25 protein-coding genes are annotated in these 21,283 nt (G+C 62.6%); 18 read left to right on the forward strand and 7 right to left on the reverse strand.

Annotated features, from left to right (window positions below; translation table 11 throughout):
* Window positions 1-93: 93 nt before the first annotated feature.
* Window positions 94-1,353: a DEAD/DEAH box helicase gene (locus ACR0FG_RS00605; protein WP_480889536.1), complete on the reverse strand. Its 1,260-nt coding sequence runs from the start codon at window positions 1,351-1,353 to the stop codon at window positions 94-96.
* A gap of 783 nt (window positions 1,354-2,136) precedes the next feature.
* On the opposite strand from ACR0FG_RS00605, the gene ACR0FG_RS00610 reads away from it, so the two are divergent.
* Entirely contained in the window at window positions 2,137-3,423 is a 1,287-nt protein-coding gene (locus tag ACR0FG_RS00610; RefSeq protein WP_480889539.1) for a DNA-packaging protein, read from the forward strand.
* A gap of 96 nt (window positions 3,424-3,519) precedes the next feature.
* Here the strand turns inward: ACR0FG_RS00610 and ACR0FG_RS00615 are convergent, their stop codons facing one another.
* Window positions 3,520-4,002 carry a hypothetical protein gene (locus ACR0FG_RS00615; RefSeq protein WP_480889080.1) on the reverse strand — a complete coding sequence of 161 codons (483 nt, stop codon included), beginning with the start codon at window positions 4,000-4,002 and terminating at the stop codon, window positions 3,520-3,522.
* A 242-nt stretch (window positions 4,003-4,244) separates the two neighbouring features.
* On the opposite strand from ACR0FG_RS00615, the gene ACR0FG_RS00620 reads away from it, so the two are divergent.
* The 16 genes from ACR0FG_RS00620 (at window position 4,245) to ACR0FG_RS00695 (ending at window position 16,753) form a co-directional block, all read left to right on the forward strand.
* A complete protein-coding gene (locus ACR0FG_RS00620; RefSeq protein ID WP_480889082.1) occupies window positions 4,245-5,405 on the forward strand; it encodes a phage portal protein in 1,161 nt (386 codons plus the stop codon).
* Entirely contained in the window at window positions 5,398-5,613 is a 216-nt protein-coding gene (locus tag ACR0FG_RS00625; RefSeq protein ID WP_480889083.1) for a GTA head formation protein, RCAP_rcc01685 family, read from the forward strand. Before ACR0FG_RS00620 ends, ACR0FG_RS00625 begins: the two co-directional genes overlap by 8 nt.
* A 26-nt stretch (window positions 5,614-5,639) precedes the next feature.
* Window positions 5,640-6,185 (forward strand): HK97 family phage prohead protease, encoded by a 546-nt coding sequence (locus tag ACR0FG_RS00630; protein ID WP_480889085.1) that lies wholly within the window; start codon window positions 5,640-5,642, stop codon window positions 6,183-6,185.
* A gap of 29 nt (window positions 6,186-6,214) precedes the next feature.
* Window positions 6,215-7,393, forward strand: a complete 1,179-nt coding sequence (locus ACR0FG_RS00635; protein ID WP_480889086.1) for a phage major capsid protein — start codon at window positions 6,215-6,217, stop codon at window positions 7,391-7,393.
* Window positions 7,394-7,563: 170 nt separating this feature from the next.
* Window positions 7,564-8,163: a head-tail connector protein gene (locus tag ACR0FG_RS00640; RefSeq protein ID WP_480889087.1), complete on the forward strand. Its 600-nt coding sequence runs from the start codon at window positions 7,564-7,566 to the stop codon at window positions 8,161-8,163.
* A complete protein-coding gene (locus ACR0FG_RS00645) occupies window positions 8,160-8,498 on the forward strand; it encodes a phage head closure protein (protein ID WP_480889089.1) in 339 nt (112 codons plus the stop codon). Before ACR0FG_RS00640 ends, ACR0FG_RS00645 begins: the two co-directional genes overlap by 4 nt.
* Window positions 8,495-8,908, forward strand: coding sequence for a DUF3168 domain-containing protein (locus ACR0FG_RS00650; protein ID WP_480889090.1), 414 nt, complete (start codon window positions 8,495-8,497; stop codon window positions 8,906-8,908). Before ACR0FG_RS00645 ends, ACR0FG_RS00650 begins: the two co-directional genes overlap by 4 nt.
* A 20-nt stretch (window positions 8,909-8,928) precedes the next feature.
* Complete coding sequence (locus ACR0FG_RS00655; RefSeq protein WP_170396490.1) at window positions 8,929-9,342, forward strand: phage major tail protein, TP901-1 family; 414 nt, start codon at window positions 8,929-8,931, stop codon at window positions 9,340-9,342.
* Window positions 9,342-9,656, forward strand: a complete 315-nt coding sequence (locus tag ACR0FG_RS00660; protein ID WP_480889091.1) for a gene transfer agent family protein — start codon at window positions 9,342-9,344, stop codon at window positions 9,654-9,656. The genes ACR0FG_RS00655 and ACR0FG_RS00660 overlap by 1 nt, the downstream gene beginning before the upstream one ends.
* Window positions 9,653-9,862 (forward strand): rcc01693 family protein, encoded by a 210-nt coding sequence (locus tag ACR0FG_RS00665; RefSeq protein ID WP_480889092.1) that lies wholly within the window; start codon window positions 9,653-9,655, stop codon window positions 9,860-9,862. Before ACR0FG_RS00660 ends, ACR0FG_RS00665 begins: the two co-directional genes overlap by 4 nt.
* Window positions 9,849-10,511 carry a phage tail tape measure protein gene (locus ACR0FG_RS00670; protein WP_480889094.1) on the forward strand — a complete coding sequence of 221 codons (663 nt, stop codon included), beginning with the start codon at window positions 9,849-9,851 and terminating at the stop codon, window positions 10,509-10,511. The genes ACR0FG_RS00665 and ACR0FG_RS00670 overlap by 14 nt, the downstream gene beginning before the upstream one ends.
* 12 nt (window positions 10,512-10,523) lie before the next feature.
* Entirely contained in the window at window positions 10,524-11,156 is a 633-nt protein-coding gene (locus ACR0FG_RS00675; RefSeq protein WP_480889096.1) for a phage distal tail protein, Rcc01695 family, read from the forward strand.
* Complete coding sequence (locus tag ACR0FG_RS00680; RefSeq protein ID WP_480889098.1) at window positions 11,156-12,043, forward strand: DUF2163 domain-containing protein; 888 nt, start codon at window positions 11,156-11,158, stop codon at window positions 12,041-12,043. Before ACR0FG_RS00675 ends, ACR0FG_RS00680 begins: the two co-directional genes overlap by 1 nt.
* Window positions 12,040-12,486, forward strand: a complete 447-nt coding sequence (locus tag ACR0FG_RS00685; RefSeq protein WP_480889099.1) for an NlpC/P60 family protein — start codon at window positions 12,040-12,042, stop codon at window positions 12,484-12,486. Before ACR0FG_RS00680 ends, ACR0FG_RS00685 begins: the two co-directional genes overlap by 4 nt.
* A complete protein-coding gene (locus ACR0FG_RS00690) occupies window positions 12,486-16,451 on the forward strand; it encodes a baseplate multidomain protein megatron (protein WP_480889100.1) in 3,966 nt (1,321 codons plus the stop codon). The genes ACR0FG_RS00685 and ACR0FG_RS00690 overlap by 1 nt, the downstream gene beginning before the upstream one ends.
* Before the next feature lie 5 nt (window positions 16,452-16,456).
* Window positions 16,457-16,753, forward strand: coding sequence for a DUF7742 family protein (locus ACR0FG_RS00695; protein ID WP_480889102.1), 297 nt, complete (start codon window positions 16,457-16,459; stop codon window positions 16,751-16,753).
* Here the strand turns inward: ACR0FG_RS00695 and ACR0FG_RS00700 are convergent.
* Window positions 16,734-17,072, reverse strand: a complete 339-nt coding sequence (locus ACR0FG_RS00700; protein ID WP_480889104.1) for a TraR/DksA family transcriptional regulator — start codon at window positions 17,070-17,072, stop codon at window positions 16,734-16,736. The two genes, ACR0FG_RS00695 and ACR0FG_RS00700, sit on opposite strands and share 20 nt — an antisense overlap.
* Window positions 17,073-17,158: 86 nt before the next feature.
* Between ACR0FG_RS00700 and cysE the strand changes: the two genes are divergently transcribed.
* Window positions 17,159-17,968 carry a serine O-acetyltransferase gene (gene cysE, locus ACR0FG_RS00705; protein WP_170713739.1) on the forward strand — a complete coding sequence of 270 codons (810 nt, stop codon included), beginning with the start codon at window positions 17,159-17,161 and terminating at the stop codon, window positions 17,966-17,968.
* Here the strand turns inward: cysE and ACR0FG_RS00710 are convergent, their stop codons facing one another.
* From ACR0FG_RS00710 to ACR0FG_RS00725, 4 genes are all read right to left on the reverse strand, one after another.
* Window positions 17,969-18,205 carry a hypothetical protein gene (locus ACR0FG_RS00710; protein ID WP_170713741.1) on the reverse strand — a complete coding sequence of 79 codons (237 nt, stop codon included), beginning with the start codon at window positions 18,203-18,205 and terminating at the stop codon, window positions 17,969-17,971.
* 146 nt (window positions 18,206-18,351) lie between these two features.
* Window positions 18,352-19,650, reverse strand: coding sequence for a pyruvate dehydrogenase complex dihydrolipoamide acetyltransferase (locus ACR0FG_RS00715; protein ID WP_480889107.1), 1,299 nt, complete (start codon window positions 19,648-19,650; stop codon window positions 18,352-18,354).
* A 1-nt stretch (window position 19,651) separates the two neighbouring features.
* Entirely contained in the window at window positions 19,652-19,912 is a 261-nt protein-coding gene (locus tag ACR0FG_RS00720) for a hypothetical protein (protein ID WP_170713746.1), read from the reverse strand.
* Window positions 19,912-21,279: a pyruvate dehydrogenase complex E1 component subunit beta gene (locus ACR0FG_RS00725; RefSeq protein WP_480889109.1), complete on the reverse strand. Its 1,368-nt coding sequence runs from the start codon at window positions 21,277-21,279 to the stop codon at window positions 19,912-19,914. The genes ACR0FG_RS00720 and ACR0FG_RS00725 overlap by 1 nt, the downstream gene beginning before the upstream one ends.
* Between the last annotated feature and the right edge of the window lie 4 nt (window positions 21,280-21,283).

The following is a 21,283-nucleotide window of genomic DNA, read 5'->3' on the forward strand; positions in this document are numbered from 1 at the left end:
CAAGGCTAAACCGGCGCTTTGTCCGGTTTGTACAAACCTGAATTAACCGATTTTTAAGCAGCGGCCCGATCAATCGACCGGGCCGTTTGCGTGTCAGGCCGCCTTGGGACGACGAGGACGGCGACGTTTCTGACCGCCCGGTTTCGGCGCGCCGGCGGTCTGGGGTTTCGGACCACGGCGGCGGTTACCCTGACGGCGGGCGGGTTTGGCGGGGGCCACGGCCTGAGGCATGGTGCCGCTGGCGACCGGGATTTCGATCTTCATCAGCTTCTGGATCTGGATCAGCAGGTCGACCTCTTCCGCTGAGCAGAAGGCAATCGCCTCGCCCTCGCGACCGGCGCGGGCGGTGCGGCCGATGCGGTGGACATAGTTGTCGGGCACCTCGGGCAGGTCATAGTTGATCACGTAAGCCACGCCGGGAATGTCGATGCCGCGCGCGGCGACATCGGTGGCGACCAGCACGTTGATCTCTCCGGCGCGGAAGGCATTGATGGCGCGGTCGCGCTGACCCTGGCTTTTGTTGCCATGGATCGAGGCGGCGTTGTAGCCGTCGGCCACCAGCCCCTTCATCAACTTTTCCGCCCCGTGTTTGGTGCGCGAGAAGACCAGCGTCAGGGCGTCCATATCCGCAGACAGAATCTCGCGCAGTTTGGCGGGTTTCTGAGGCTTTTCAACAAAATGCACCGACTGGGTGATCTTGTCAGCGGCCTTGCCGGGGGGCGAGACCTGAACCCGTTGGGGGTTGGTCAGATAGGCGCGGCTGATCTCCTCCATCTGTTTGGGCATGGTGGCCGAAAACAGCATGGTCTGGCGCGGGGTGCCAAGGGTAGGCGCGATTTTGCGGAGCGCGTGGATAAAGCCCATGTCGAGCATCTGATCAGCCTCGTCCAGCACCAGATGACGGACCGAGCTGAGGTCAACCGCGCGACGCTCCATCAGGTCGATCAGGCGACCGGGCGTGGCGACCAGAATGTCGGTGCCGCGCGACAGGAACATGATCTGCTTGTTGATGGACTGGCCGCCAACGACGGTAGCAACGCGCAGTTTGGTGTCTTTGGTCAGGTTGCGCAGGCTGTCGGCGATCTGATTGACCAGCTCGCGCGTGGGCGCAAGGATCAGCGCCTTGGCGGTTTTGGGCGCAGGTTTGCCCGGTTGCGCCAGCAGGTGATCGATCAGCGGCAGGCCAAAGGCCAGCGTCTTGCCGGTGCCGGTTTGGGCCAGCCCCAGTATATCGTGGCCGTTCAGCGCCAAAGGGATGGCCTGGTTCTGGATCGGGGTGGGTTGGCTGAACTTGGCGCGTTTGAGCGCATCATTGAGGGCGGGCGCAAGGCCCAGCATGTCGAAGTCGAACAAAAAACTATCCTTTACAGCCCCTTGCAATGGCGCAGGGGCAAGACGGGCCGCGTCGGCGACCGGCAGGGGGTGCTGCGAGACCTCGGGACGGGCAGGCGATTCCTGCGTCATCCGGTCATCGCGTCAAGAACCCTGCGTGATGGGGAACTATGGTGGATCGGGCGCTGTGGGGGCCAGACTTGGCCTGAATGCTCACGCGGCAGCGCTTTGGTTTGGTCGGCAGATGATGGGTCTTGGTGGAAATGTCAAGCTCTGGATGGCCCAATGGTTAACAATGCGCCCGCTGGTTGTTGCGTATATGTTGCGTAACACATTGACTTTGCGCACTTAATCTCGTATACCTTATGTCATGCTAGAAGAAGTGGGCGACGGCCCCGGGGCGACCCGGCGGTCGTTTTTCGTTTCTCTCGTGCGGAAAAACTCACGCATGAGGTCAATAGCCAAACATGACTTTGATTACCCCGGAAGAGCGGATTTCACAGACGGCGGATTTGTTGATGTCGCTGGAGAGGTCCATTCGCGATCTGCGTCAGGCAGCGGAAGAACTGCGAAAACAGATCGGTGCCGGGGAGGATGCAGACCTTGCCGGAACAGGCAAGCAACTGGGTCAGCTAGAGGGGCTGATCCGCAGTTGCCAGAAAGTGGAGACAAGCTTTGTCGAACAACATCACAGACAAGCCGGAATTGCCCAAGGGGGATACGCGCTCGACCTTGATCGGGCACGATCTGAGATCGGGTGCAGGCTGGCTCGCCTCCGCGCCTGCTGCGGTGCAGGACAGGTTTCTGAGTGAGATCGGGGAGGGAGGGCTGTGCGCCCTCCCTTTCCTGTTCGAGTTCTGGGCGCTGCCGCATCAGTTGCCGCCCGAAGGCGACTGGCGGTCATGGGTGATCATGGGCGGTCGGGGGGCTGGCAAGACGCGGGCCGGGGCTGAGTGGGTGCGGTCGATGGTCGAGGGGTCTTTGCCGTTGGATCACGGCGAGGCGTGTCGGGTGGCCTTGGTCGGTGAGACCTTTGATCAGGTGCGCGATGTGATGATCTTTGGCGACAGCGGGATTTTGCAGTGTTCGCCGCCGGATCGCAGGCCCACGTGGAAGGCATCCGAACGTAAGTTGGTCTGGCCCAACGGGGCCGAGGCGCAGGCGTTTTCAGCGCATGATCCCGAGGGGCTGCGCGGGCCGCAGTTCGACGCAGCCTGGGTGGATGAGTTGGCCAAGTGGAAGAAGGCGGGCGAGACCTGGGATATGTTGCAATTTGCGTTGCGCCTTGGGGATCAGCCGCGGGTGTGCGTGACCACGACACCGCGCAATGTTAAGGTTTTGAAGGACTTGCTGGCGTCGCCATCGACCATGCAGACCCACGCGCCGACCGAGGCGAACCGGGCCAATCTGGCGGACTCGTTTCTGGATGAGGTGCGCGCGCGCTATGCCGGCACGCGACTGGGACGGCAGGAGTTGGACGGGGTGCTTCTGTCGGATGCCGAAGGGGCGCTCTGGACAGGTTCGATGCTGGAGGCGGCGCGGTGCGCGCGGGTGCCTGCGTTGGATCGCATCGTGGTGGCGCTGGACCCGGCGGTGACGGCGGGGGCGGATGCGGATGCCTGCGGGATCGTGGTCGTTGGCGCGCAGGTGCAGGGGACGCCCGAGGCGTGGCGCGCCTATGTGTTGGCCGACCGGACGGTGCAGGGCGTTGGTCCGGCGGGCTGGGCGCAGGCGGCGATTGACGCGATGGATGAATTCGGGGCCGAACGGTTGGTGGCCGAGGTCAATCAGGGCGGGCAACTGGTGGAAGAGGTCGTGCGGCAGGTGGACCCTCTGGTCCCTTATCGTGCGGTGCGGGCGTCGCGCGGCAAGGTCGCGCGGGCCGAGCCTGTGGCGGCATTGTACGAGCAAGGGCGGGTGCGCCATGTGGCCGGGCTGGACGCGCTGGAGGAACAGATGTGCCAGATGACCGCGCGGGGGTTCGAGGGGCAGGGCTCGCCGGACCGTGTCGACGCGTTGGTCTGGGCACTGCATGAGTTGGTTGTGGGGCCTGCGGGGGGGTATCGGCGGCCGAGGGTAAGGGCTTTGTGAAGGCTGTAAGATGACATCTCTCTATGCAATCACTGTTCCGTGCTATGGTAGACGTAGGATTGACTTGCAACGTTTCGGTCCGATCGCGATCGTGAATCAATCAGCGTCACACATGGCAATAGTCGAAGTCCGTGACCATAGAGTCATCTGGTCGTCTTTAGTGTAGACTTGCACATTGATTTCTAGGCCATCCTTAGTTTTGAATTTTGCATCGGACAAATAAAGCGATGTGGGGGCCGGAAGGAATGCCACGTCAGTTTCTGCTTCTCCGTGCTCAATTTCCAGCCGAAGTACTGTTTCGACGAATTCTCTAAAGCCTCCGGGAAAGTGTTCATCAATTGTCCAGAGCACTTGGTCGCAAAAATAGAGTGTTAAATCGGTACCTTCCACTGTCATAGTCTCCGGGAACCAATTACCGGGTGCGAGTGCCCAGCCATTTGCTTCGCCCGCTGCCTCTAGTTCTTGAAGCGTATTTCCAATCGCAATACCGGTCGGAAGGTCACCGACTTGAGCGTGTGCCGATGTAATGTTGGCGATAGTTGACAGTATCCCAAGATATATAAAGCGAATAGCGAACATCTCTTTAGCCAATAAGTAGTAGCAACTAAGGCATTGAGCGGTACAGAACTTGAGCCAAATCTGCAAGTTAAGGGCTGAATATATTTTAGCTATCCAAGGTTGTTCGTTCCTAATGCAGAGGGATCGGAGTTATAGGAAAGCCGTTGCCCAACCCCCGTACGCCCCATTCCCAAGCCCTAAACTTCTTTCCGTCATAACTCCTTTCAACAAGCCGGGCAGAGCGGCGGCAGAAAGGAGCACAGATGGTATTCGATTTCTTGCGTCGTGGATCGGCGGGCGAAGCGCCCGAGGCGAAGGCGAGCGCGGCGGGGCCTGTGGTGGCGTGGCAGACGGGCGGGCGCGTGGCGTGGAGCCCTCGGGATGCGGTGTCGCTGACGCGGACGGGTTTTTCCGGGAACCCGGTGGGGTTCCGCTCGGTCAAGCTGATTGCCGAGGCGGCGGCGGCTATGCCTCTGGTTCTGCAGGATCAGGCGCAGCGGTTTGATACGCATCCCATCCTGTCGCTGATACGCCGTCCGAATGCGGCGCAGGGGCGGGCAGAGTTGATGGAGGCGCTGTTCGGGCAATTGCTGTTGTCGGGCAATGCTTATGTTGAGGCTGTTCAGGCCGAGGAAGGCTTGCCGGTTGAACTGCATGTGTTGCGCTCGGACCGGATGAGCGTGGTGCCGGGGGCGGATGGCTGGCCCAAGGCGTATGATTACGCGGTGGGTGGCAAGAAGCACCGGTTTGCGGCGGAAAATATCTGTCATATCAAGTCGTTTCACCCTCAGGACGATCACTATGGCTTCTCGCCAATGCAGGCGGCGGCGATGGCGATCGATGTGCATAACAGCGCGTCTCGGTGGTCGAAATCTCTGCTGGATAATGCGGCGCGGCCTTCGGGGGCGCTGGTGTGGAAAGGTGATGGCCACGGGGTGATGGCCGAGGATCAATTCCGGCGTCTGTCGGATGAGATCGAGCAGAACTATCGCGGGGCGCGGAATGCTGGCCGTCCGATGGTTCTGGAAGGGGGGCTGGATTGGAAGCCGATGGGCTTTTCGCCGTCCGACATGGAGTTTCAAAAGACCAAGGAAGCCGCCGCCCGCGAGATCGCGCTGGCCTTTGGGGTCCCGCCGATGCTGCTGGGGATCCAGGGCGATGCGACCTATTCGAACTATCAGGAGGCCAACCGGGCGTTTTACCGCCTGACCGTGCTGCCCCTGGTGACGCGGGTGGCGGCGGCGGTGTCGGAATGGTTGGCGGGGTTCTCGGGTGAGGATCTGGTGCTGAAGCCCGATCTGGATCAGGTGCCCGCGCTGTCGGCCGAGCGCGATGCGCAATGGGCGCGGGTCAATGGGGCCGATTTCCTGAGCGATGCTGAAAAGCGCGCCTTGCTGGGGCTGCCGGAGCGTGGCGATGGGTGACTATCCCTCGTTCGAGTGTGCGCCGGGGCTGAGGCTGGCCGCGCACGAGCGGGTCGCCGAGATCCAGCACGCGCATCTGTGCCGCAGGTTGGATCAGATCGAAGAGATGATGGAGCGGCTGGAGAAGCGGTTGTGGCTGACGGTTTACGGCGTGGCGGCGGTGATTTTGGCGCAGGCGTTTCAGTCGTTGTTGGTAGCAGCGCCGTAATATCAGTGGGTTACATGGAGAAGTTCATGGATTTGGAACATAAATTCGCGCGGTTTGGCGACGGGTTGTCGGTGTCCGAGGATGCGGTGATCGAGGGCTATGCCAGCCTGTTCGGGCAGGTCGATCAGGGCAGCGATGTGGTGCAGCGCGGGGCGTATCAAGGCTCGCTTGACGGGCTGTCCAAGGCGGGCCAGCGGGTCAAGATGCTGTGGCAGCATGATCCGGCGCAGCCTATTGGCGTCTGGGATGAAGTGCGCGAGGACGACAAGGGCCTGTGGGTCAAGGGGCGTCTGCTGGAGGCCACGCAGAAGGGGCGTGAGGCGGCTGAGTTGATCCGGGCAGGCGCGATGGATGGCCTGTCGATTGGCTATCGCACAAAGCGGGCTGTGAAGAATGACAAGGGCCAGCGGGTCCTGACCGAACTGGAGCTGTGGGAGGTGTCCTTGGTGACATTCCCGATGCTGCCCAGTGCGCGGGTGGCGGCGAAGGGTGGTGAGCCTGACGTTGAAAACACCTGGCGCAGTATTGCCGAGGTGTTCAATGACGCCCGGCAGGAGCTGGCGCGGATCTAGCGCCTCAACCCCCCAATAAGGAAGTGCTGATGAGCAAGACCGAGACCCCGGCCTTGACCGGAGAGGGTGCGCCCCTGGTTCAGGAGGTGAAGCAGGCGATGGCTGGCTTCGTGAATGAATTCAAGGACCTCAAGGCCGAAGTTAAAACCAAACTGCAACAGACAGAAGAGCGACTGACCATGCTGGATCGTAAATCAACCATCGCGGCACGCCCGCATCTTGCCGCATCCATTGAGGACGGCGCACCGCACCAGAAGGCATTCGATGCGTATGTGCGTTCGGGTGAGGATGACGGGCTGCGCGGGCTGGAGATTGAGGCCAAATCGCTGTCGAGCGCGGTGAACAGCGATGGCGGTTATCTGGTTGATCCGCAGACGGCTGAGATGATCAAGTCGGTGCTGAACTCGACCGCCTCGATCCGGTCTATTGCGTCGGTGGTGAATGTCGAGGCGAACTCGTTCGATGTGCTGATCGACCATACGGATGTCGGCGCGGGCTGGGCGGATGAGACCTCGGCCACGGCGGAGACCGCGACGCCGTCGATTGATCGGATTTCCATTCCGCTGCACGAGCTGAGCGCTCTGCCGAAGGCCTCGCAGCGTTTGCTGGATGACAGTGCGTTTGATGTCGAGGGCTGGCTGGCCGGTCGTATCGCCGACAAGTTCGCGCGAGCTGAGGCGGCGGCATTTATTGGAGGCGATGGGGCGGACAAGCCCAAGGGTATTCTGGATCATGCCAAGGTCGACAATGACGTCTGGGCCTGGGGCAATCTGGGCTATGTGGCGACCGGTACGGATGGCGGTGTCGATGCGGATGCGATTGTGGATGTGGTCTATGCGCTGGGTGCGCAGTACCGGGTTAACGGCACCTTCGTGATGAACTCGAAAACCGCTGGTTTGCTCCGCAAGCTGAAGGACAGCGATGGTCGTTTCCTGTGGTCGGATGGTCTGGCGGCGGGTGAGCCAGCGCGTCTGATGGGATACCCGGTGCTGATTGCCGAGGATATGCCGGATGCGGGCACCGACAGCTTCTCGATTGCCTTTGGCGATTTCCAGGCGGGTTACACCATTGCCGAGCGTCCTGATCTGCGCGTGCTGCGCGATCCGTTCAGCGCCAAGCCGCATGTTCTGTTCTACGCGACCAAGCGTGTGGGCGGTGACGTAAGCGACTTTGCCGCGATCAAGCTGGTGAAATTCGGCACCGCCTAACGCGGGCTGAATCCCGGGGGGCTGCATGGCCCCTCGGGCGGCGGGTACGGGCCGGGGTGAACCCTCGCGTTGTCTAGCTGCTCCCCTCCGTCCGAGCAACGTGGGGCGGCGCGTGCCCGTCATTTTTTGAAGGTCGGCCCCGGAGGGGTCCGAGATTGCGGAGTGAATGGATGATGTTGATCGAAGAAACCGCCATCGCGGATGCGGCGCTGCCGGTGGATCAGTTCAAGGCGCATCTGCGGCTGGGCACGGGGTTTGCCGAAGACAGTGTGCAAGATGAAGTGTTGAAAAGCTTTCTGCGGGCGGCGATTGCAGCGATTGAAGCGCGCACTGGAAAGGTGCTGATCTCGCGCGGGTTTTCATGGGATCTGAACAGCTGGCGCGATACGGCGGTTGAGGTGTTGCCGGTGGCCCCGGTCACGGCGATCAGCGCGGTGACTGTTACCGACGCGTCCGGCACCGATACGGTTGTGGATAATGGCCGGTATCGTCTGGCGCAAGACAGCCAGCGCTCGCGTCTGCGTCCGGCGGGTGCAACCCTGCCGACCATTCCCACGGGCGGGTCGGTCAAGATCGCCTTTACCGCCGGGATGGCGGCGGATTGGGGCGGGTTGCCCGCCGATCTGGGGCAGGCGGTGCTGCTGCTGGCGGCGCATTATTATGAATACCGCGATGAAACGGCGCTGGGCGCGGGGTGTATGCCCTTTGGCGTGACCAGCCTGATCCAGCGCTATCGCACGGTGCGCTTTGGCGCAGGGGTGATGCAATGAGCGCGCCGCGACTGAACCGCAAGCTGGTGCTGGAGGCCCCCACGCGCGTGGCCGATGGAGCGGGTGGGTACACCGAGACATGGGCCGCCATGGGCGTGCTTTGGGCCGAGGTGACGGCGCGCAGCGGGGCGGAGCGGGCCGTGGGTGGCGCCTCGGTGTCGCGGGTTGGGTATCGGATCGTGGTGCGCGGGGCGCCCGAAGGGTCCGAAATGCGGCCTACGCCGGATCAGCGGTTTCGCGAAGGCGCGCGACGGTTTGTGATCCGCGCGGTGGCTGAGCGCGATGGGCGCGGCCAGTACCTGACCTGTTTTGCAGATGAAGAGGTGGCGGCATGAGCTATGGCGTTGCAGCCGCGTTGCAGGCGGCGGTGTTTCAACAGCTATCTGCGGATGCGCAGGTCAGCACGCTATCGGGCGGGGCGATCTATGACGCGGTGCCCTCGGGCGTGTTGCCGCAGACCTATGTGACGCTGGGGCCGGAGGAGGTGCGCGATGCCTCGGACCGGACGGGCGTGGGCGCGGTGCATCGGTTCACCGTTTCGGTGGTGTCCGAAGCGGCAGGCTTTGGTGCGGCCAAGACACTTGCTGGTGCGGTGTGTGACGCGCTGGAAGGTGCGGCGCTGAGCTTGGACCGGGGCCGTCTGGTTGGCCTGTGGTTCGAACGCGCCAGCGCCCGGCGCACGGGAACTGGCGGCGCGATCCGCCAGATCGACCTGAGATTCCGCGCCCGCGTGGAAGACGACTAAGCAATCAACGGAGAGAGCATATGGCTGCCCAGAACGGAAAAGACCTGTTGGTCAAAGTGGATATGAATGGCACCGGTCTGTTCGAGACCATCGCGGGCCTGCGAGCCACGCGGATCAGTTTCAACGCGGAAAGCGTGGATGTGACCAGCCTCGAAAGCCAGGGCGGGTGGCGCGAGTTGCTGTCGGGGGCGGGGGTGAAATCCGCTGCGATTTCCGGCTCGGGCGTGTTCAAGGATGCGGGGACCGACGAGCGTGCGCGTCAGCTGTTCTTTGACGGTGAGACGCCGGGTTTTCAGGTGATCATCCCGGATTTCGGCATTGTCGAAGGGCCGTTTCAGGTCAGCAGCATCGAATATGCGGGCTCGCATAACGGTGAGGCGACCTATGAGATGAGCATGGCAAGCGCCGGTGCGCTGAGCTTTACGGCGCTCTGATGGCCAATCCGTGGACGGGCGAGGTGGCGCTGACCATCGATGGGGAGCAGCGGGTGCTCAAGCTGACTTTGGGTGCTTTGGCGGAATTGGAGCAGGAATTGCAGGTCGGGTCTCTGGTCGAGCTGGTGCAGCGGTTCGAGGGCGGCGGGTATTCCAGCGGCGATGTGTTGGCTTTGCTTGTCGCGGGGCTGCGCGGTGGGGGTGCGCAGGTGAGCCGTGATGACCTGCTGCATGCTGAGATCGCGGGCGGGCCGATGGCGGGGGCGCGGGCGGCAGCGGAACTGCTGGCGCGCGCCTTCATGGTGGCTGAGTGAGCGGGTTCGACTGGCCCGCGCTGATGCGGGCCGGGTTTCTGGGCCTGCGTCTGACGCCAGAGCAGTTCTGGCGTCTGACCCCGGCTGAGCTGCGGCTGATGCTGGGGCAGGGCGCGGGGATGCTTGCGATGAACCGGGCGGGGCTGGATGCGTTGCTGGCGGCCTATCCGGACAAGGAACAAGGAGAGCGTGATGACGGATCGTGAGGGGTTTGACGACCTGCAGGAGCGCGGCGAGGCGCTGGGCGATGCTTTGGGGGATGCCGCCGGGATGGCGGCGGCGTTTGACGGGCAGATGAAGCGGATCAGTGCGGCGTTTGCCGAGACTGGCAAGGACGTGGCAACGCTGGAACGTGGCATGTCCAGCGGGCTGCGCAAGGCGTTTGACGGTGTGGTTTTGGACGGGATGAGCCTGTCGGGGGCGTTGGATGTGCTGAAGAACTCGATGATCCAGACGGCTTATGCGGCGGCGATCAAGCCGGTGACGGATCATTTCGGCGGCATGTTGGCGAATACGGTCGGCGGGTTTGTGAAGGGCATTCTGCCTTTTGCTGATGGCGGCAGCTTTGCCCAGGGCCGCGTGATGCCCTTTGCCAATGGCGGCGTGGTCAGCAGCCCGACCATGTTCCCGATGCGCGGCGGCACCGGGTTGATGGGTGAAGCAGGCCCCGAGGCGATCATGCCGCTGGCGCGCGGGGCGGATGGCAAGCTGGGCGTACGGACGCAGGGCGGCGGTCGGGCGGTGAATGTGGTGATGAATATCTCGACCCCCGATGTGCAGGGGTTCCGCCGGTCTCAGGGTCAGATCGCGGCGCAGATGAGCCGTGTTTTGGGGCGCGGCAATCGCAACAGGTAAGGGGAGCAGAGCATGAATTTTCACGAGGTGAGATTTCCCGCCGGTCTGAGTTTTGGCTCGGTCGGCGGGCCCGAGCGGCGCACGGATATCGTGACGCTGGCCAACGGGTTTGAAGAGCGCAACACCCCCTGGGCGCATTCGCGCAGGCGCTATGACGCGGGTCTGGGGATGCGGTCATTGGACGACATCGAGACGCTGATCTCTTTCTTCGAGGCGCGGCAGGGGCAGATGTTTGGCTTTCGCTGGAAGGACTGGTCGGATTTCAAATCCAGTGCTCCGACGGCTGAGATCGACAAGGGCGATCAGGTGATCGCGCGGGGTGATGGTGCGCAGACGGCGTTTCAGTTGATTAAGACATACACGTCCGGCGGGGTCAGTTATGTGCGGCCCATCGTAAAGCCGGTGCTGGGGACGGTGAAGATCGGACTGGATCAGGACGCGCTGCGCGAGGGGGTCGATTTTGACGTCGATCTTGAGACCGGGATTGTCACCTTGGCGTCTGCTCCGGCGGAACAGGTTGATATTACGGCGGGTTTTGAATTTGACGTGCCGGTCCGGTTCGACACCGACAAGATCCAGACCAGCGTGGCCAGCTTTCAGGCCGGTGATGCGCCGAACGTGCCGGTGATCGAGGTGCGTGTGTGATGAGCGGGAACAAACAAGCACTGCTGGATCATCTGCAGACCGGGATGACAACGACGTGCCGGTGCTGGGCGATCACGCGCACCGACGGACAGGCCTATGGGTTCACCGACCATGACCGCGAATTGGCGTTCGAGGGGCTGAGTTTTCGCGCCAGCACCGGCCTGACGGCGGCAGCGATCGAGCAGGCGACCGGGCTGTCGATTGACAATTCCGAGGCCATGGGCGCGCTGTCCGATGCCGCTGTGCGCGAAGAGGATATCGAGGCGGGCCGCTTTGACGGGGCCGAGGTGCGGGCCTGGCTGGTCAATTGGGCCGACACCGAGCAGCGGATGCTGCAGTTTCGCGGCTCGATCGGTGAGTTGCGGCGGGCGGGTGGTGCGTTTCACGCGGAGTTGCGTGGGCTGACCGATTTGCTGAACCGGCCCATGGGACGCATCTATCAAAAGCCCTGTACCGCCGTTCTTGGCGACAGGGCCTGCAAGGTTGATCTTGATGCACCCAACCTGTGGGCCGAGGCCGAGGTGATCGGCATGGAAGGCGGTGCCAGCCTGCGGTTGCGTGGCGCCGAGACGCCAAGCCTGGGCTGGTTCGAGCGGGGGCGTCTGGATGTCGTGTCGGGCTCGGCCAAGGGGCTGTGGGCGGCGATCAAGCAGGATCAGAGCGTGGGCGACGGGCGCAGTATCGTGCTGTGGTCCGGCATTGGTGGCGGGCTGGCCGTGGGCGACCGGGTCAAGCTGACCGCCGGGTGCGACAAGCGGATGAATACCTGCCGGTATAAATTTGCCAACATCCTGAACTTTCGGGGTTTCCCGGACCTGCCCAGCGAGGATTGGGTGATGGCGGTGCCCAAGAAAGCCAATCCGAACAAGGGGGGGAGCAGGCGGTGACACAAGGCCGACAGGATATCGTGACCGAGGTGCGCAACTGGCTGGGAACACCCTATGTGCATCAGGCCTCGGTCAGGGGGGCGGGGACGGATTGTCTGGGGCTATTGCGCGGCGTGTGGCGCGGCGTGATGGGGCACGAGCCCGAGGCGGTGCCGGTTTACAGCATGGACTGGTCCGAGCCGCAGGGCGAAGAGCGCATGTGGGCCGCCGCGCGGCGCAATCTGGTTGAAAAGCGCATCGATGATCTGACGCCGGGGGATGTTCTGCTGTTCCGGATGCGCGAGCACGGCGTTGCCAAGCATCTGGGCATCGTCAGCCAGACCGACCCGGTTTTGCGTTTCATTCATGCCTATTCGGGCCATGGCGTTGTCGAAAACGCCCTGAGCGACCCTTGGCGACGTCGTGTTGTCGCCTGTTTCGAATTTCCGCGAAAGGAACTCTGATGGCGACAATTCTTTTGTCTGCGGCGGGTGCCGCGATTGGTGGTTCAATCGGTGGCACGGTCGCCGGGTTGTCAACCGCAATCATCGGGCGTGCCGTGGGCGCGACGCTGGGGCGGGTGATCGACAACCGGCTGATGGGGCAATCGGTCATGGGCGGCGGCAGCGAGGTGGTCGAGACCGGCCGCATCGATAGGTTTCGCCTGACCGAAACCGGCGAGGGCGCGCCGGTTACAACGGTCTATGGGCGGATGCGGGTCGGGGGGCAGGTGATCTGGGCCTCGGACTTTCTGGAGACGCGCACCACGACGACGACCAGCCAGTCGACCGGCGGGGGCAAAGGGTCGCCGAAACCGGCGAAGGTGGAGACCAAGACGCATAGCTATTCCTATTCCGTCTCGCTGGCCGTTGCGGTTGGCGAGGGCGTGATCCGCGATGTCTCGCGCGTCTGGCTGGATGGGGAAGAGGTCGAGCTGTATTCGCTTGGGATGCGGATCTATCGCGGATCGGATACGCAATTGCCCGATCCGCTGATCGAAGCGATTGAAGGCACCGGGCGGGTTCCGGCCTATCGCGGCACGGCCTATGTGGTGATCGAGGATCTGCCGCTGGAGCCTTATGGCAACCGCGTGCCGCAATTCTCGTTCGAGGTGGTGCGGCAAGAGCAACCGGATGTTCCCGACTATCGCGAGGCCTTGTCGCGCACGGTCCGGGGTGTGGCGCTGATGCCAGGAACGGGTGAATACGCGCTGGCCAACTCGCAGGTCAATTACACCAAGGGGCGCGGCAAAAGCTGGGCGGCCAATGCCAATTCGCGGGTGGGTAAGACCGACCTTGCGGCCTCGATCCGGGCGCTGCGTCTTGAGGTTCCGGCGTGCCGGGCGACCTCGCTGATCGTGTCGTGGTTCGGGGATGACCTGCGCTGTGGGCAGTGCGATATACGGCCCAAGGTCGAGCGCAAGAATATTGATGGCGAGAATATGCCGTGGACGGTATCGGGGCTGACCAAATCCACCGCGCAGGAGGTCCAGCGTCGCAACGGTCGGCCGATCTATGGCGGTACTCCGGCGGATGCGTCGGTGATCGAGGCGATCAAGCATCTGAAAAAGAACCGGCAGGATGTGATGTTCTATCCCTTCATCCTGATGGATCAGATGCAGGGGAATTCTCTGCCCGATCCGTGGTCGGATGCCAGCCGCCAGCCGCATTTGCCGTGGCGTGGGCGGATCACGTTGTCGAAGGCGCCGGGTCAGGCGGGCTCACCCGATGGAACGGCGGCGGCTGATACACAGGTGCGGGCGTTCTTTGGTCAGGCCAAGGCCTCGGATTTCACGGTGCGGGACGGCGAGGTTTCCTATAGCGGCCCCAATGAGTGGGGCCTGCGGCGGTTCATTCTGCACTACGCGGCCCTGTGCAAGGCGGCGGGTGGCGTTGCGTCGTTCTGCATCGGATCCGAGATGCGCGGGCTGACCCAGATCCGCGGGGCGTCTGGGTTTCCGGCGGTGGCGCAGTTCCGGTCGCTGGCCGCTGAGGCGCGCAAGATTCTGGGGTCGGGCACCAAGATCGGCTATGCTGCCGACTGGACCGAATATTTCGGCTATATGCCGGATGACGGCAGCGGCGACAGGTATTTTCACCTCGATCCGCTATGGGCGGACAAGAACATCGACTTTGTCGGGATCGACAATTACATGCCGCTGTCCGATTGGCGCGATGGTACCGGGCATTTGGATGCCGAGGGCGCAAATGCGATCTATGATCTGGACTATCTGCGCAGCAATATCGAAGGCGGCGAGGGGTTTGACTGGTACTATGCCAGCCCCGAGGAGGCCGAGGCTCAGATTCGCTCGCCCATCGAGGATGGTGCGCATAATGAGCCCTGGGTCTGGCGCTATAAGGATATCCGGGGCTGGTGGTCGAATCGTCATCACGAACGCATCGGTGGCGTGCGGCAGGCCGCGCCGACAGCATGGGTGCCGGAGTCCAAGCCGGTCTGGTTCACCGAGCTGGGCTGTGCCGCCATCGACAAGGGCACCAATCAGCCGAACAAGTTTCTGGACCCGAAATCGTCGGAATCGAAATTGCCCCGGTATTCCAACGGGCAGCGGGACGATTTCATGCAGGTGCAGTATCTGAAGGCAATGCTGGGCTATTGGTCGGAACCGCAGAACAACCCGGTGTCCGAGATTTACGGCGGGCCCATGATCGATATGGCCAATGCCTATGTCTGGGCCTGGGATGCGCGTCCCTATCCGACCTTTCCAAACTTGCGGTCGCAATGGACCGACGGGGTGAATTATCCGCGCGGGCACTGGCTGAACGGGCGGTCCGGGTCGCGCACGCTGGCCTCGGTCGTGACCGAGATCTGCTTCCGGGCGGGTGTGACCGAGATTGATACCTCGGCGCTGTATGGTGTGGTGCGCGGCTACACGGTCGAGGACGTGATGAATGCACGGCAGGCGCTGCAGCCCTTGATGCTGCGGTATGGGTTTGATGCCATCGAGCGGGACGGCAAGCTGGTGTTCCGCACGCGGGACGGGCACAAGCCTGTAGATGTGGACGCGGACAAGCTGGCCATCGCCTCGGACATCGATGGGTCTGTCGAGTACCGCCGCGAGGCCGAGGCTGAGATGACCGGGCGCGCGCGGTTGCGCTTTGTTCAGTCGGATGCCGATCATGACATTGTCGCGGAAGAGGCGGTGTTGCCGGATGACCGGACCCATGCCGTGTCGGTCAGTGAAATGCCGCTGTCGATGACGCGGGCTGAAGGGCGGCAGACCGTCGAGCGCTGGCTGAGTGAATCGCGGGTGTCGCGGGAAACGGCCCGGTTTGCGCTGCCTCCGTCGCAGTTGCATCTGGGGGCAGGCGATGTGGTGCGGCTGGCCGGTGACGGCCAAAGTTCGGGCACCCTGTTCCGGATCGACCGGATGGAGCAGGCCGAGATGCAACTGGCGGATGCGGTGCGGATTGAGCCGGGCGTTTACGCCCCCGCCGAGATCGAAGAGGACGAGGTCACAGCCAAACCTCATATCGCGCCGGTTCCGGTGTTGCCGATGTTCATGGACCTGCCGCTGATCACCGGGGCAGAGAGCCCGCACGCGCCCTATCTGGCGGTGTCGGCTGATCCCTGGCCCGGGAATGTCGCCGTCTATGCCGCAGCTCAGGACGAGGATTACGGATTGCGGCAGGTGATCCCGGATCAGGCGGTGATCGGGTTTACCGAAACGCCGCTGCGCTTTGCCAGCACCGGGGTTTGGGACGAAGGCGCGCCGCTGCGGGTCAACCTGATCGACGGCTTGCTAGAATCGCGGACGCGGGATGCTTTGCTGAACGGGGCCAATCTGGCCGCGATCGGTGATGGCACCCCCGGCAATTGGGAGGTGTTTCAGTTCGCGGGCGCCGCGCTGATCGAAACCGGCGTCTACGATCTGACGGGCCGTCTGCGCGGTCAGCTTGGCACGGATGCGTTTGTGCCGGAAATCTGGCCCGCAGGTTCGGTCTTTGTCCTGCTGGATGACCGGGTGTCTCAGGTCAATCTGCTGCGCAGTGAGCGGCAGGTGTCGCGGCATTATCGCATCGGTCCTGCCTCGCGCGGGTATGACGATCCGGCCTACGTGCATCAGGTCGAGACTTTTGCGGGCAATGGGCTGAGACCCTATGCGCCGGTGCATCTGAGCGTTCGGCGCGCGTCGGGCGGGGACAGTGCGTCGTGGATACGCCGGACGCGGATCGATGGTGATGACTGGAACGGGCTGGACGTGCCGCTGGGTGAAGAAAGCGAAGCCTATCTGGTGCGGGTGCGTGCCGGTGGTATGGTTCTGCGCGAAGAGGTGACGATCGCGCCCGCATGGACATATTCGGCGGCGATGAAGGCGGCTGATGGGGTGAGCGGCGCCTATACGCTTGAGGTCGCTCAGGTGTCGGCCGTTTATGGTCCGGGTCCGTTTGCGCGGCGGCTGGTGGGCTGAGGCGGGTGCGTCCGGTCCTGCATGGTGATGTCAGTGCCGCGGCGCGGGCCCTTTTGGCCGCGCCGCCAGCTGCGCGGCGGGCCTTGTGCGCGCGGATGCTGGTCGAGGCCGAACTGGCGCATCAGCATGTGTCAGCCACAGGTCGGTTGCATCCGGTGCACGGCAATGGATCACTTATGGCAGTGGCGCGCAATCGATCGCTGGCGGATGAGCCGGGTTTTGACAACCTGCACTATTGCCAGTGTTTTGAAATGGTTCTGCAGCAGCTGATCCGGTTTCACATCAGCCAGAGGCGCAGCTGACGCATTTGCTGGCGGCTAGATCAAGCTGCAGCCGCCCGCGCGCAATTGGTTCGCCGCAATCTTCACAATAGCCGTATTCGCCCTCGTCGATGCGGGCGAGCGCGGCAACAAGGCGGCGCGTTTCAAGATCGCGCCGAGCTTGCTGAGCCTTGGCCATCGCCTGATTTTGCAAGGCGTCCATCCGGCTGAGCCGCCCAACGGCCTGCTGATCCAGTTCGACCACGGATTGCGCCTCTGCCCCCGATGCTGAATCAGCGTCGAGCTGCGCAAGGCGGTCGCGGATGAGGCGTTCAAATTCCTTCAGATCAGCTGTGTTCATTTTTTGTTGCAATGCACATCAAGGGTTTGCGTTTGGCCATTTAGGGCCTAAGTGGCTATTCTAGGCGCAGCAAAGGATGAAAAGCCATGTTTGAAACGCGCAGCCAAGTGACCAATGTCGACCCGGTCTGGGATCGTATCACAGATGAGGCCCACGCCGCTGTCGAAAAAGAGCCGCTGATGGGCGGGCTGGTGCACGCCTGTATCCTGCACCATCGCAGCCTTGAGCGGGCGCTGTCTTACCGGATTGCGGCCAAGCTGTGTTCGAACGAGATGTCGATGATGGTCCTGCGCGAGATTGTGGACGAAGCCTATGCCGAAGATCGCAGTCTGATCGAAGCCGCGCGCGCCGATCTGATGGCCGTCTATGAACGTGACCCGGCCTGCCATCGGCTGTTGCAGCCGATCCTGTACTTCAAGGGGTATCAGGCGATGCAGGCCTATCGCGTGGCCCATTGGCTGTGGCGCAAGGGGCGGCATGATCTGGCGTATTTCTTCCAGATGCGGTCGTCCGAGATTTTCGGGATCGATATTCACCCTGCCGCGAAGATCGGCAAAGGGATCATGATCGACCATGCGCATTCCATCGTGATCGGTGAAACCGCCGTGGTTGGAGACAATGTCTCGATGCTGCATTCGGTGACTCTGGGCGGGACCGGAAAAGAAGAGGAACAACGCCATCCCACCATTGGCAACGGTGTTCTGATCGGCGCTGGTGCCAAGGTTCTGGGCAATATCGAAGTTGGTCATTGCAGCCGCATTGCTGCCGGTTCGGTGGTTCTGCAAGAGGTTCCGGCCTGCAAAACCGTGGCCGGTATTCCGGCCAAGATCGTGGGCGAGGCAGGGTGTGATCAGCCCTCGATCTCGATGGATCACATGCTGGGCAAGGACCAGTAATCAGTCCGAGCGGGTGTTCCGACGGTTCAGCCGCTCGCGCCGCCGTTCTTCGCGCTTTTGTTTCCGCAGTTCAATGCGCCGCTGGCGTTCGGCTTTTTGCTGGGCGATCACGGCGGGGTCGGATGATTTGAATCGGGAGTTTTCGCCCGGGTAGCTGTTGGGTTTTGCGGCAACCGCAACGGGCGCAGCAGTTGCGGCGACCACAAGCAGAGTTTTGATCAAGTCAGAAAAACGCATGGTCCACCTTTGGGTTGCAAAGCCGTCTGCATCAAAAGTGGGGGAATGTGCCCATTCGGGCAACCGGAGGGGCGATCACGCTTGCTCACATCATGGCGGTGATCGTGAGAGGTGCCGCCGGGGGTGAGCCCCGACGGCGGGATTGATCAGGCCAGCATGACCATCGGGTTTTCGAGGTTATCGACGATGGCTTGCAGCAGTTGTGCACCCAGCGCACCGTCGATGACCCGGTGATCGACCGACATGGTAACGGACATGACGGTGGCGACCGTCAGCTCTCCGTCGTCACCGACAACCGGTTTCTTGAGGCCAGTGCCGACCGCAAGGATACCGGCATGGGGCGGGTTCACGATGGCGTCGAAATTGTCGATGCCGAACATGCCGAGGTTCGAGACCGCAAAGGTACCGCCCTGATATTCATGCGGGGCCAGTTTGCGTTCGCGGGCTCGACCGGCGAGGTCTTTCATCTCGGTCGACAGCGCCGACAGCGATTTGGTGTCGGCATCCTGCAGGACGGGGGTGAACAGACCGCCTTCGATGGCGACCGCAACGGCCACGTCCGAGGGTTTCAGTTGCAGCACCCGGTCGCCCGCCCAGACGGCGTTGCATTCGGGAACCTGTTGCAGTGCGTTGGCCACGGCCTTGATGATGAAGTCATTGACGCTGAGCTTGACGCCGCGGGTTTCCAACTGCTTGTTCAACTGGCTGCGGAACTTGAGCAGCGCATCCAGCTTGATATCGCGGCGCAGGTAGAAATGCGGGATGGTCTGTTTGGCCTCGGATAGGCGCGCTGCGATGGTCTTGCGCATCCCGTCGAGTTTGATTTCTTCGTAATCGCGGCCCTCGTACATCCGGGCCACGGCATCAGCGGAAGGTCCAGCCGGAGCCGCGGCGGGTGCAGGGGCGGCCGCGGCAGGGGCCGCTGCCGGGACAGTCGCGGTTGCACCTTCGACATCGGCCTTGACGATGCGGCCATGCGGGCCGGAACCCGAGATCTGCGCCAGATCGAGGCCCTTTTGCGCCGCGATGCGACGCGCCAGCGGTGAGGCGAAGATACGACCGCCATCAGCCTTAACCGGAGCAGCCGGTGCAGGGGCGGGTGCCTCGGATACCGCTGGCGCGGCAGCCTCGTTACCCGCTGCGGCTGCGGGTGCAGCCGCGGGTGCTGCGGCAGGTGCCGTGCCAATGTCATCGGCGCTTTCGCCATCTTCCAGCAGAACGGCTATGACGGTGTTGACCTTGACCCCTTCGGACCCTTCCGGGATCAGGATCTTGCCGACGGTGCCTTCGTCGACAGCCTCGAATTCCATCGTGGCCTTGTCGGTTTCGATTTCAGCCAGCAGGTCGCCGGAGGAGACGGTGTCGCCTTCCTTGACCAGCCATTTTGCAAGGGTGCCTTCCTCCATCGTCGGGGACAGGGCGGGCATCAGGATTTCGGTGGGCATCTCAGCGCTCCTCAATCAGAGTAATTTGGTCAAAGGGCGCCTTGGGGCGCCCGGTGCCGCGTGCGAGTTTAGCAATCGCGGCCTCGATTTTGTCTTTGTTTTCGGCCATCCAGACATAGGCTGTCTGATGCGAGGGGCGCGCGCCGATCAACAGCCTATCCGCCGCAAGCCGTTCGGGCACAAGTGCGCGAACGATGCGGTTGTCGAGATCAATCTCGACACGGTAGCATTCGGTTGCTGGATCGCGGCCCCTGATCTCCATTACCGGTAGGTCACCTGTTTCACCGCCGCGATCACCTCATCGGTGGTAATAAGCGCCAGCTTTTCGAGGTTCGCAGCGTAGGGCATCGGGACATCCTTGCCGGTGCAGTTGATGACCGGGGCGTCGAGATAATCGAACGCCTCTTGCATCACGACCGAGCTGATGTAGCTGCCGACCGAGCCTTGCGGCCAGCCCTCTTCGACGGTTACCAGGCGGTTGGTTTTCATCACCGAGTTGATGATCGCGCCAGTGTCCATCGGACGGATTGTACGCAGGTCGATGACCTCGGCGCTGATGCCCTCTTCAGCCAGTTTGTCGGCGGCCTCCAGTGCATATTGCATCCCGATGCCAAAGCTGACGATGGTCACGTCCGAGCCTTCGCGCCAGATGCGGGCTTTGCCCAGTGGGATGGTCAGGTCATCCACCTGCGGTACGTCGAAAGACCGGCCGTAGAGGATTTCGTTTTCCAGAAACACAACCGGGTTGGGATCGCGGATTGCCGATTTCAGCAGGCCTTTGGCGTCGGCGGCCGAATATGGCATCACAACCTTCAGGCCGGGGATCTGCATGTACCACGCGGCGTAGTCCTGGCTGTGCTGCGCTGCCACGCGGGCGGCGGCACCGTTGGGGCCACGGAATACGATCGGGCAGCCCATCTGACCGCCGGACATGTAAAGCGTCTTGGCGGCGGAGTTGATGATCTGGTCGATCGCCTGCATGGCGAAATTGAAGGTCATAAACTCGACAATCGGTTTCAGACCGCCAAAGGCCGAGCCGACTGCGATACCGGCAAAGCCGTGCTCGGTGATCGGGGTGTCAATGACGCGCTTGCTGCCAAACTCGTCCAGCAGGCCCTGGCTGATTTTGTAGGCGCCTTGATACTCGGCGACTTCTTCGCCCATCAGGTAGACGTCTTCGTCGCCGCGCATTTCTTCGGCCATCGCGTCGCGCAGGGCTTCGCGGACGGTCTCGGATTTCATCGTGGCATCGGCTGGCCAGTCAGGCGACAGGTCCACAACCGGCGCAGCAGGCGCTGCGGCGGCGGGAGCGGGGGCCTCAACCGCCGCAGGGGCGGCCTCGGCCACCGCTGCGGGCGCAGCCGCAGGCAGGGCGGAGGCGTCTTCACCTTCTTCAACCAGAACGGCTATGGGGGTGTTCACCTTGACCCCTTCGGTGCCTTCGGCGATCAGGATTTTGCCGACGATACCTTCGTCAACGGCTTCAAACTCCATCGTCGCCTTGTCGGTTTCGATCTCGGCCATGATGTCGCCCGAGGATACGGTGTCGCCTTCCTTGACCAGCCATTTGGCCAGCGTGCCCTCTTCCATCGTGGGCGAAAGGGCGGGCATTAGAATTTCGGTTGCCATATCT

It is taken from the genome of Ruegeria sp. E1 (assembly GCF_056534225.1).